Source organism: Salinicoccus jeotgali (assembly GCF_039538805.1).
GTDB classification, from domain to species: Bacteria; Bacillota; Bacilli; order Staphylococcales; family Salinicoccaceae; genus Salinicoccus; species Salinicoccus jeotgali.
This window is the reverse complement of record NZ_BAABCK010000055.1, coordinates 1-10,572: the sequence shown is the minus strand read 5'-3', so window position 1 is coordinate 10,572 and position 10,572 is coordinate 1. Positions and strand designations below refer to the sequence as shown.

11 protein-coding genes and 3 pseudogenes are annotated in these 10,572 nt (G+C 32.2%); 5 read left to right on the top strand and 9 right to left on the bottom strand.

The annotated features are described in order from the left end of the window. A partial coding sequence (locus ABD734_RS08335) for an IS30 family transposase (protein WP_344703280.1) occupies window positions 1–364 on the top strand: 364 nt, incomplete at its 5' end. 281 nt (window positions 365–645) lie between these two features. On the opposite strand, the gene ABD734_RS08330 is transcribed toward ABD734_RS08335, so the two are convergent. The 4 genes from ABD734_RS08330 to ABD734_RS08315 form a co-directional block, all read right to left on the bottom strand. Continuing rightward, entirely contained in the window at window positions 646–1,332 is a 687-nt protein-coding gene (locus ABD734_RS08330) for a hypothetical protein (RefSeq protein WP_344703278.1), read from the bottom strand. A gap of 85 nt (window positions 1,333–1,417) precedes the next feature. Continuing rightward, entirely contained in the window at window positions 1,418–2,884 is a 1,467-nt protein-coding gene (locus tag ABD734_RS08325) for an SMODS domain-containing nucleotidyltransferase (RefSeq protein WP_344703276.1), read from the bottom strand. A gap of 3 nt (window positions 2,885–2,887) precedes the next feature. Beyond that, the gene (locus tag ABD734_RS08320) at window positions 2,888–3,616 is read right to left on the bottom strand and encodes a DUF6602 domain-containing protein (RefSeq protein WP_344703274.1); all 729 of its coding nucleotides are present in this window, start codon (window positions 3,614–3,616) and stop codon (window positions 2,888–2,890) included. Beyond that, the gene (locus tag ABD734_RS08315; RefSeq protein WP_344703272.1) at window positions 3,616–4,773 is read right to left on the bottom strand and encodes an ATP-binding protein; all 1,158 of its coding nucleotides are present in this window, start codon (window positions 4,771–4,773) and stop codon (window positions 3,616–3,618) included. Before ABD734_RS08315 ends, ABD734_RS08320 begins: the two co-directional genes overlap by 1 nt. 236 nt (window positions 4,774–5,009) lie before the next feature. Here ABD734_RS08315 and ABD734_RS08310 point away from each other — a divergent pair. After that, window positions 5,010–5,897 (top strand): annotated as a pseudogene (locus ABD734_RS08310) (IS256 family transposase); the annotation flags it as partial. An 82-nt stretch (window positions 5,898–5,979) separates the two neighbouring features. On the opposite strand, the pseudogene ABD734_RS08305 reads toward ABD734_RS08310, so the two are convergent. From ABD734_RS08305 to ABD734_RS08295, 3 genes and pseudogenes are all read right to left on the bottom strand, one after another. Then, a pseudogene (locus ABD734_RS08305) lies at window positions 5,980–6,198 on the bottom strand (IS3 family transposase); the annotation flags it as partial. 133 nt (window positions 6,199–6,331) lie between these two features. Further along, window positions 6,332–6,619, bottom strand: a complete 288-nt coding sequence (locus tag ABD734_RS08300) for a hypothetical protein (protein WP_344703270.1) — start codon at window positions 6,617–6,619, stop codon at window positions 6,332–6,334. Continuing rightward, window positions 6,619–6,843, bottom strand: a complete 225-nt coding sequence (locus ABD734_RS08295) for a helix-turn-helix transcriptional regulator (RefSeq protein ID WP_344703268.1) — start codon at window positions 6,841–6,843, stop codon at window positions 6,619–6,621. Before ABD734_RS08295 ends, ABD734_RS08300 begins: the two co-directional genes overlap by 1 nt. 312 nt (window positions 6,844–7,155) lie before the next feature. Between ABD734_RS08295 and ABD734_RS12030 the strand changes: the two genes are divergently transcribed. The 3 genes and pseudogenes from ABD734_RS12030 to ABD734_RS08285 all read left to right on the top strand — a co-directional run. Next, the gene (locus ABD734_RS12030; RefSeq protein ID WP_425568392.1) at window positions 7,156–7,287 is read left to right on the top strand and encodes a helix-turn-helix domain-containing protein; all 132 of its coding nucleotides are present in this window, start codon (window positions 7,156–7,158) and stop codon (window positions 7,285–7,287) included. Between the two features lie 17 nt (window positions 7,288–7,304). Next, on the top strand, window positions 7,305–7,889 hold the full coding sequence (locus ABD734_RS08290) for an AbiV family abortive infection protein (protein ID WP_344703266.1): 585 nt from the start codon (window positions 7,305–7,307) through the stop codon (window positions 7,887–7,889). Between the two features lie 120 nt (window positions 7,890–8,009). Then, window positions 8,010–8,120, top strand: a pseudogene (locus tag ABD734_RS08285) (cysteine hydrolase); the annotation flags it as partial. Window positions 8,121–8,434: 314 nt separating this feature from the next. Here the strand turns inward: ABD734_RS08285 and ABD734_RS08280 are convergent. Both ABD734_RS08280 and ABD734_RS08275 read right to left on the bottom strand, forming a co-directional pair. Then, on the bottom strand, window positions 8,435–9,172 hold the full coding sequence (locus tag ABD734_RS08280; RefSeq protein WP_344703264.1) for a CPBP family glutamic-type intramembrane protease: 738 nt from the start codon (window positions 9,170–9,172) through the stop codon (window positions 8,435–8,437). A 16-nt stretch (window positions 9,173–9,188) separates the two neighbouring features. Beyond that, on the bottom strand, window positions 9,189–9,803 hold the full coding sequence (locus ABD734_RS08275) for a TetR/AcrR family transcriptional regulator (protein WP_344703263.1): 615 nt from the start codon (window positions 9,801–9,803) through the stop codon (window positions 9,189–9,191). Window positions 9,804–10,572: the final 769 nt, after the last annotated feature.

The following is a 10,572-nucleotide window of genomic DNA, read 5'->3' as shown; positions in this document are numbered from 1 at the left end:
GGATATTGAGTCTGCCATTAATACATGGTGTCAAAAGATGCCTAGAAACCTATTCAAATCCATCACCTTCGATTGTGGCAAGGAGTTCTCCAACTGGCAGTCGATGAGCAATCGAAATGATCTATCCGTATACTTTGCCGATCCGGGCACACCATCACAGCGGGGATTAAACGAACATTCCAACGGCTTGCTCAGAAGGGATGGCCTGCCTAAAGATATGGATTTCAACACGGTCGACCAAGCTTTTATCTCATCGGTTGCCACCAGAAGGAACCATATCCCAAGAAAATCATTGAACTATCGTACACCATTGGAAGTCTTTTTGGGTTACATGGGTGAGAAAGAACTGTCTAGCTTATTTTGACAAACGAAATCATTAAAAAATCATATCCTATTTAAATTTTTTTATTTTCTGTATGGGATGTTGTTGATTGTATTTATTAGAAAGGAAAATTTAGTATAAAAAAGAACACCATCTTTTCGAGATAGTGTCCACAAGTAATTTAAATAGCATTTCTTATTTAATTGTATCGTTTGAAAACATTTTCTATCATATCTCGTTCTTCAATCAAAGGGTCAGAATGAATTAATTTACATCACATTATATTCAATCCAATCAAACACATGTAAATCACTTTTATAAATCTAATTTGCATTAAAATATTTATTATACAGGCGGATTTCTGCTTCAATATCATTAGTTTCTGGGTTTCCATCCTTACCTGAACTAAAATAATTCATCGTTTTTATAGATGAGCGTGTACTATCAATAAAGTCTGTAACCTCTTCTTGAATATTTTCTATCAAATACCAGGCAACTGTCCCACATCTATCGTGTTCAGAAGTAACTAATAATAATACTGCTTCCTCATAGTTTGAAAAGTACTTTTTCTCTTTCTTTTTAGATAACATCTTTTTAAAAAGTGTGGCGAGTTTAGTTGTATCCATTACTGGATACCTATTGATCTCAACTTGTGATACATCACTTAATCCTAGAATCTCTTTGACCAAATTTGTAATTGATTGAGCTTCTTTATCGCCAAATATAGTGACTAATTCGTATAGAATGTCTTTTCCGTTTATAGTGACTAAAAAATCACCAGGTTCATTTGGGATAATCTCTTGAATATTTTCAAGTTCCTCATTAACATCTAAATAAGTTAATAAGTGAAATAGTTCTATGGATTTTTTAATAAAATCTTTATTGCTGCTGAATTCTTGGATATGGTTCTTCATAATGCTCTGAGTCTTTATAGCAATATTTTTTTCACATGTATAGAGACGAATGTTTTCATCTCCAACATATCTATTTTGATTATTATCATTATCCACCTAGTAAAACCCTCCAAATTACTATATTAAGTAACTAAAACATTTGTTATCTAAAATATAGTTCCGATATTTTTTGTATTAATGATTAAGGTCTGTTTTTCTCCAGAAGCTCTAACGCTTCCCTATAGGATTCATTTATATTAGAATAATCATCTTGTTTGATTGCACTTTTTAAATAATCTATCAGAGTTGTTCTATATGGTGTTTTTTCTATTACATCCTTCACTTCAAAAATAGATAGATAACAATTATCCTTCACCATATTACAAACAGAATTATAAAATTTTTCATTAAGTTCAAGTGCTTTATAAACTTCAGCTAAATAGGAATATTCATATCCTCGAAAGTTACGTTTCTTTTTCCTATTTATCCTCTCTAATATTTCAATCTTCTGTATCCAATATTCTCTTCCTAAACTTTTGATTAGCTCTTTGGGGAGGCTATACTTAGCTTCTTGAAAAAAATCTATATAAAGGTCATATTTTAGTTCATCTAATTCATCTTGAATTTTTTTATGACGATTGGAAAGGTTTGCTTCTCTGTCGTCTAATTCTTTTCTTTTTTGTTCATATTCTTTAACATCTAATGTGAGTTTTTGAGATTTGACTACTATTTCATTTAATAAGTCATCCATTTGACGTTTTACAGTTAACATATATTCTTCTTGAATTTCTTCTTTACTTTGAGCACTTTTTTCCCCAAATAATTCTTTCCAAATATCTATATTAAAATTAGAAGTTTTAAGTTTTTCTAAATCCTGCTCAATTAGTTCGATAAACATTTTGAAATCTTCTAAAGAGTAGTTCCCTGCTAAATTATTTTCCTGGAGAATTGGATCATTAATAACTGGCTTTATTTCATAAACAGCACAGTTTTCTTTGTAAGCTTTCACTATATTTTCAAAGGTAGTTAAGAGTAAATTTTCTATATCGTATTTTGAGTCGCCTATATTATCTGCTATTATTTTTTCTAAAAGAATACCTTTTGGAAGTTTTATGTTTCCGCTATTCTTCTTATTTTTCCTCCACCATTTAAAAAGTTTAACAAGAGAAGTATATTTACTTTCATTAGACTTATTGGTAGTGGTTGACCACTTAATATGAGATTTTGGATCAGTTAGCGTCCATTCATTTGTTTTCCTATCTCCTATCCAAAATTGGTCATCATCCTTGACCAAAGGAACTACATCTACATGATAGTTAGCCATGTCAATCCCAACTGATTTAGATTGAAGTCTATTATACTTATATTTTGATTGACTACTCAATATGTCTTTGAGCTCATTTAAAATATACTCTGGTGAACTATCTTTATTATAATTAACAACAATTATAATATCTACATCTTGTTTATCTTCATCTATTGATGGACGTATTGCAATATTCTTCGCAAATGACCCAGAAATAAATGTGTCTACGTGTATATGTTTATATTGTTCGTTGCTTTCTAAAAAACTCCTCAAACTTTTTTGTAAGCTGCTAACATAACGTTTAGTTGATTTACTAGGCTCAATATTGGATAGTAGATCATAAAAATATTGATGATTTCCCAATCACTATATGCCCCTCTCTAGTTTTAACCCCTCTAATGATGAATTAGCATAATTTCTAATATCTAATGCAGGGACTGTTCCGATTTTATAAAGTTCGTCTAAGATAATGAAGAAAAACGATAAAATAACTTCATCGTCATTTGATTTTTTAATATCTAGAAGATTCTCATCATCATCTTTGATAGTTAGAAATGAAAAGCTATTAATTGCACATCCTAAATCAATTGAAGGATACAGTGATAAATAATCTTTTATAGAATTAAATTTTATAGAATTAGAAGATATAATTCCTCCAATAATTTTTGTTAAATCCCGAGCCGCTACATAATTTCCTGCTACTATCATGGGTCTTGAGCTTCTACATAAGTTTTTTACAGACATAATCTTATGATGTGCATATTCAAGTTGATACTTATTAATCTTTTGTTTGACCTCAAATACAGCATATACACTTTCGGCTGTAATATATTTTTCTCCTGTTTCAGTCTCAAAAATAAGTGGTGCATATAAAGCATCATAAATGATAATATCTATTTGTTCACTTATCTTACCAGTTGAATCAAATATAAATCCTTTGTCAATTGAATATTTACTTGGTAAGAAACTTCTAAAGAAGTTAATCCAAGCTGATTCAGAATTATCACCTTTCGAAGTTGGATGAGATATAACAGATTCTAACTTTGCGGTTAATGCTTTTTGTTTGTTATCTAATAAAGCTTTTATGGATGTCATTATAAACTCCTTCCACCAGTCTTGAATTCATTTAACTTGTTAACTAATAACTTTCCAGTTTTTATTTCTATATTAAAGACAGTTTTTTCTCTCTCATTTTCAGTATCTAAGTCGGAGAGTAAATCATCTTCAGATTGATATTCTAACTCGTATAAAAATCCTTGGAGATCTTCTTTAATGAAATTTTCAAAAGCATTCTTTTCAATTTCAGATTTAAATATAAGGATAATTTCTAGGAAGCGTTGACGAGCATGATGTGCTTCGTAAGAGTCACTATCGAACAAAAAATGATGTAAATTATATAAAAGAGTATCTTCAATAAAATATCTATATGATAAGCTTTCCTGTCCATATTGATCTACATTGATAAAGCCACGTTCTGGGATAGGAGAGTGATACCGACCAGAGTCTAGAATAGCAGTTTGACTCTCAGATAAAATGGTATTGTAGTACCTACACTCATAATGAGAATAAGACATATGTGAATTCATCTGATTATAAGCATAAAAAGATGGAGAAAGTTTATCATATTGTTCTCTTTGTTCTTCATTCTCTACTATCGTAAATTCAGGTGCTTCGTCAAAATAATATCCTGTTTGATTTGTTCTCCATTTATTTTTTTGTAAGAGTATCGCTTTAAGTCTATCGATTGGTGTTGGAAGAAGTCCAAGTCTAATTTTCCATAATAATTCAGTATGAGATGAATCAGCTGTTGAATTAATTGGAGTATTTCTATCTTCAATTCTTGAGTAAATACTCCCCGCATGTACAATTGTGTTGTCTTCTTTGAATTGTTCTTCTAAATAAAAAGGAACTTTATCTGATTCTTTAATAACCAGTACATCTATTTCATGATTTTCGATAAAAATTGTTCTTAGAACCACATAGGGAATAATACCGCCGGCAAATTTTTTCCCTCGTAAAAACGACGTGAAATGTTCTTGATTTTTCCTTTTAATATCTTCTTCAATACCGGTAATAACACCATTATCATTTATACCAAAGATTAAATAGGCATCTCTGTTTTCAAGATTATTTGCTAGACAAATAATATCATGAAGTAGTTTTGCTTTATTATGGTGGTATTCTCTTTTAAAATCCCAATATGTTCCTTCACGTTTTTCATCTATTAAATTTTGAACTACACTATCAAGCATAATCTTTCTCCTTATTGTTCTGGATATATTATAACATTTAAGTGTAATATTTTGTAAGAAGAGGAGTTTATGAGAAGTGTTCAAGCAACTTATTGATTGAATACTTTTATCTCTTCAAGTGTGTTAATGATGAAGGTAAAACTATTCAAAAATTAGATTAAATTATAAAAGCCGAAATGGCTTCTCATTTCAGCTTAGTGATTTATTAAAATCTGTGGCACAGTCGTGGCACACTTGACACATTGGAATCTTTTGTCATCCATATGTTTCAAAAAGGGGTGACGATGTCTGAAATCTCCCACCTGATTGAACGGATGTATGGGCATCACTATACGCCCCAGACCATTTCAAATATGACCCAGGCGGTCACAGAAGAAGTGGAGGCATTTCGCCAGCGTTCGTTATCCGAGCGGTATGTGTGCGTGTACCTGGATGCGACATTCCTGCCCGTCAAACGGGAGACAGTGACCAAAGAGGCTGTCTATATCGCTGTGGGCATCCGGGAGGATGGCTCCAAGGAAGTGCTGGCCTATACTGTCGCGCCGACGGAATCTGCGTATGTATGGAAAGAATTGATTGGAGATATCCATGCACGGGGCGTGACGGAAGTCCTGCTCTTCATTTCTGACGGGCTTCCAGGTATCAAAGACAGTATTCATTCGGTGTTTCCAAAAGCGAAATACCAGACATGTTTCATTCACGTTGGACGCAACATTTCCCACAAGGTCCGTGTGTCGGACCGGAAGGCAATCTGTGAGGACCTGAAGTCCCTGTATCGCGCCACGGATAAGGCCGAAGCTGAGCAGGCTTTGGACGCGTTTATCGAGAAGTGGAAGAAATCTTACGCCAAAGTCACGCAATCGTTGAAAGCCAATCCGGATCTGTTCACTTTTTATGATTTCCCTGAAGCAATCAGGAGAAGCATTTACTCCACAAATCTGATTGAGTCATTCAATAAGCAGATCAAACGGTACAGTAAGCGCAAAGAGCAGTTCCCGAACGAGGACTCCCTTGACCGTTTCCTGGTCACTCAATTTGAAGCATATAACCAACGGTTCGCGACACGGTGCCATATTGGTTTTGACCAGGCCCGTGCAGAATTAGCTGAAATGTTCAGCGGGTAATGCACACTACAAGAAAAGGCATGCCTTCATTTACACATAATTATGAACTGTAACCTATTATGTAGACAGTTTAAAAAAAGACCTATGCAGTGAGTAGATGGCCCCGGTATTGAATCGGGGTCATCTTTTTTAATCCCCATTGATAGCGTTCATTATTATACCTCGTAATATAGTCCTCCACCTTATGCTTTAATTCTTCAAATGTCTCACACGCTTTATGATCAACGATATCTTTAAAGTGACCAAAGAAGGATTCCATTGGCGCGTTATCCCAGCAGTTTCCCCGACGGGACATCGATTGCCGAGCAAATATACTGAAGTGATCTCACGGATTTGATATTCGATTGCTTGATTAAGGTCTCCCTTTATCATATAAATTAGACAAAAAGTAAAGCCACCTCAATATTAATGATGTGACCTTATATCTCCATTTATTAAACATTCTTACTTATATAACTAATGGTAACAGCATTGATAAAAATGAGTAGAGATAATGCTATTATAAATATAAGTCCTAATAACTCTCTAGAAGCATTTAAAAAAACAATTATTATAACTACAAGTGCAAAAGTAAGAAATAGAAAACTCATTGTGACATGTGAGGCTTTAGCTAGGACAGCTTGCCCTCTTTCATCTGTTCCTTCTGACTTCGCAAAACTTATATATTTACCTATCCCAAATCCAGCAATTATCATGGAAATTACAATTAATATATTAATCATTAATCTTCATCCTTCCTCTCATATTTAAAAATATCTTCAATTTTTTTATCAAATAATAAGGATATCTCAAAAGCTAGCTTTAAAGATGGATTATATTTATTTGACTCTAATGAATGTATCGTTTGTCTAGTTACATTAAGTTGGTCTGCAACGTATTTTTGCGTCCAACGTTTTTCTGCTCTTAGGATATATAGATTATTTATCATCTCCTTCTCCTTCTTCATAAAATCATCCCTTTCTAACGAAAAGTAAAAAATATATTACATAAGTAAAACATACTTTACTTAAGACGTGATGTCAAATTTTAATTTAAATATCATTTCAATTTTTAATGATTATCTAATATAAGCAAAACTAATTCCAGCATCGAAAAGCCAATTTTGATGCGTTGAGGCTAAATACTTTTCTCCTTCTTCTAAAATCTATGTAAATTAAATTCACTATTAAGTGAAAGAACGAAAAAAGGATTAGATGCTGCAAGAGCAAGAGGAAGATCCGGAGGTAGACCAAAAACACCAGAAGGTAAGGAAAAGGTTTTGCTATCCTTATATGATAGTAAGAGTTATACAATCAATGAGATCATTAAAATAACAGGATTGTCTAAAGGCACAATCTACCGGATTATTAATGACAGAAAACATAGTGAAGATGACCTAAAATCCCTGTAAATAAAAGGAGATACAATATGGATAAAGATAAATCAATAAAGGAAGTTGAAAGGACACTCTGCAGGGGAAGCAATTTTAAAATAGAATCAGAAGACTTTAATAAATGTATTGATCATGTCATACAACTTGTTAAAGATTCCTTTATGCTATTCCAAATGAAATCATTTTCTACATCATTATTCTTATCAATTGCTGTTATTGAAGAAGTAGGAAAAATTCACGTGGGTCTTTTTACTACAAGACAAACTGAAGTAAAGAAAGACCCCCTGAGGGATCACAAGAGGAAGCAAATAATGGGTTCGAACTATACCATCAGTATGGGTGAAAGACTAGTAAATGCTATTGGAATGAAAAGACTAGAAGAAATATATAGCATGTCATACAGTGGGCAGTTGAAAGATCTGAGAGAGAAATCGATATACTGTGATTATGAAGACGGTGGTCTTATGATTCCACATGAATGTATTGATAAACAATTTTCAAAAGACATCCTCTTATTTGCAATTGAATCTTTTGACGATAATTTAGTAGGATATACTAAATACTCTATAGAGAGATCAAAAATTACTGACGAAATATTTGAGAGTCTATTAATTGATTGACTCTGTTAAAGTTAGTTATTGATATTTTTAAAAAAGAAAAATTTTTCTATAATGTTTTTAGGAGTCTTAAGGGTGGTGAAGACTATGAAATCAGCAGAAATTAATGAGAAAAACCAACCACCACCATATTATGATGCAGCTACAATACACAATATCTCTCTAGCTACATTGCACGATGGAATTGCCACAATATTAACAACAGAGAAGTTAATAAGCAATTTTATAGAATAACCTCTTTAAATAAAGAGTGCTTTGGTTAAAGAAGCTATTATTAAAATGAAATGTATTTCTATATAACTGAAAGTTCATTGACTATAGTAAAATCAATATTTAATAGAGTCACTTGGTTAAAGAAGAAAAGGTTTTGCTCTCCTTGTTATGATAGTAAAGGTTATATAACCAATAGAATCCTTAAAATAACCAGGTTGTATAAAGGTACTATCTACTCAATCTTAAACAAAGTGTTATTAAGTCGTTCGTAAAATTGTACTTTTATAAACGTTTAACATTCTGGATGCGAAAGTTGAATTAATAAAGAAAAGAATTTACAACAAACCAGAGGCTAGAATAAATATGGTCATTCCATGTGTAATCGTAGCTGCTATAACACCATGATTTTTACGCACAACAGCACAAATAATACCTTCATATAAAGTAAATAGTATAACCGCTATACCTAAATCAGTCACTGTCACAGCAAGGAAAATATGTCCCATCGCAAAAATCAGCCCTGAAAGAAGTACAGCATGCCAAGAGCTGAGCTGTGTCTCAAGATACCCCTGAAGATATCCTCTAAATAATACTTCTTCCGTAAAGTTGCCAAATAATGAAAATATCAAAAGCGGCAGAAGCAATTCTAAAGAAACAGCACCACCTAATTCTTCAGCGGATGTGCCCATATACATAAAGTAAAAAGGAATAATTACAACTACTCCACCGATGAAACCAACTACAAGTGATGTTATTTTATACCTTCCGAACCATAATATATACTGCCTCAAAGATTTATTAAAATATAGAATTCCAACTGTTAATACTAATGAAGTCAATGCCAGTGCTATTAAAATAAATCCATCATCAATAAATCGCAGCCATATAGTACCTTCATCAATACCAAATGTCCATAATCCCATGGGTGTCATTGCATCACGCATTAGTATAAAACCAAAAATCAGCAAAAATATTTTAGTAAGTACTGCATTTTTCGGGAAGAGTAAAAAGATAAGCGTGATAAGAACTAATCCTGGAAATATTCTTAAACTATACTCAAATAATAACGCCATGATTAGTCCTCCTTAGTCATTGATCAGGCTGTAGCGAACGCATTATTTGTTCGATAACCTGCTGTCTGTATTTTTTAATATCTGAGTCCTGCATTTTCCGGCCCCTTCCCGGGTTCAATAGGTTAGGATGACGAAACAGAGGAAAGAAACAAAAAATCTGAACAATAGAAAGTGACATAAACATTCTCGGATCTGTATCAGAATGGAAAATTTCTTTTTGAATCCCCCTTTCAATTGTTTCAATCAAAAATTGTTTTGTTTCATTTTCAAAGTCAATTGTAATTAGATTAAGTGTCTCCCATTTTGAAACCATTTCCCACAGCATTAAAGAGATGTATTCAGGATGAGAGTAACAATAGTTAAAATAGTCCTCAGCAGCATTTTGTATAATATCCCATTCGGTATCTCCATGAGGATGCTGCATTTTTTGAAACATTTGCTGCATTTGATTTGCCAACACACTTTCGTATAGTCCACCTTTGCTGCTGAAATAATGGTATATCATACCTTTGTTGACCTGACTGACTTTTGCAATTTCATCTACTCTGGTTCCGGCAAATCCTTTTGAAGCAAATAGAGTTGCAGCTTCTTTCAATATTAATTCTTGTGTCTTCTTAGGATTTCTCTTCAAGTTTAAACCTCCAATACTAACTAACTAGTTAGTTAGTATATTATCATAAGATACTAATTTTTAGAATAAGAATTGTCAGTCTGTTCTCTGAATCTGAGAATATAATTTATGTGTGTTTTTAAAACTAAGTTTGACCGTTTATAAAAGGTTGTGTCGATTATGATATTATTTTGCACTAAAGTTAAAAATCTTAGCTTATCTTTTCAAGAAGATGGCTAATTTTCTATGTTGAGTATGCAAAATAACGCTCAAAATTAGTGCAATTTACCTCTTAAAGTGACAAGTTGATTTTACTATAGATTTTAAGTACAAAACCCGTACAATTATCTTTGTACAATATCTTAAAAACTTATTGGGTTTTTGTACTATATGTTATTTTTGGCGATAAATTGCATATACTTTAAGTTTTATTTTGCATAATCAACTTTAAAACCCAGCTTTCTTCGTGAAAAGATTAGCTGGGCTTCTTAACTATAGTGCAAATTATCGCCTAAATCAGTGCAAAATAACATCAAAAGTGACAAAACCAGTGAAATCAATATCCTAATATTGTCTATTTAGGGTCTACTCTAATCAATCAAAAATTTAAGAGAGAAAAACACATCTACAAAGTGTTTAACCAGAATATTATTTTTCTAATTATAACTGAATAACGTTCGTAAAAGTATATGCAAAATATTGAACGTTCGTAAACTATTTTTATATGTTTAAGAACGTTTATTTTAATCTATTTCAAATGTTTTTAAACCGTTCTTAAAAGTGTACTTTT